The 931-nt window shown below is 54.5% G+C and carries 1 rRNA gene; it reads left to right on the forward strand.

Annotated elements, in window-relative coordinates:
* Positions 1 to 931, forward strand: a 23S ribosomal RNA gene (locus AXK60_RS12900); the annotation flags it as partial.

Here is a 931-nt window from a genome sequence, read left to right on the forward strand (position 1 = left end):
TGTGGAGGCTGTGCGAGTGAGAATGCAGGCATGAGTAGCGAATGACACGTGAGAAACGTGTCCTCCGGATGACCAAGGGTTCCTGGGCTAGGTTAATCCTCCCAGGGTGAGTCGGGACCTAAGGCGAGGCCGACAGGCGTAGTCGATGGACAACGGGTTGATATTCCCGTACCCGTGTCAGATCGCCCCTGATGAATCAGTTGTACTAACCGTCCTGAAGCTCAGGTCATCACCTTCGGGTGAAGCCTAAGTGGATGCACGGGACCTCGGTTGGTAGTAGTCAAGCGATGGGGTGACGCAGGAAGGTAGTGGGGCCAGTCAGTGGTTGTACTGGTGTAAGCCTGTAGGGCGAGATCTAGGCAAATCCGGATCTCATGAGCCTGAGAGGTGATGCGTAGCCGTTGCGGTGAATTCCATGATCCTATGCTGCCGAGAAAAGCCTCTAGCGAGATCTGATGTGGCCCGTACCCCAAACCAACACAGGTGGTCAGGTAGAGAATACCAAGGAGATCGAGAGAACTGTGGTTAAGGAACTCGGCAAAATGCCCCCGTAACTTCGGGAGAAGGGGGACCTCGCATGGTGACCGGACTTTGCTCCGTGAGCGGTGTGGGGTCGCAGAGACCAGAGAGAAGCGACTGTTTACTAAAAACACAGGTCCATGCGAAGTCGTAAGACGATGTATATGGACTGACGCCTGCCCGGTGCTGGAAGGTTAAGAGGACCGGTTAGCCGTAAGGCGAAGCTGAGAATTTAAGCCCCAGTAAACGGCGGTGGTAACTATAACCATCCTAAGGTAGCGAAATTCCTTGTCGGGTAAGTTCCGACCTGCACGAATGGCGTAACGACTTCTCTGCTGTCTCAACCACAGACTCGGCGAAATTGCAGTACGAGTAAAGATGCTCGTTACGCGCGGCAGGACGAAAAGACCCC

The sequence above is a fragment of the Tsukamurella pseudospumae genome (assembly GCF_001575195.1).
Lineage (GTDB): Bacteria > Actinomycetota > Actinomycetes > Mycobacteriales > Mycobacteriaceae > Tsukamurella > Tsukamurella pseudospumae.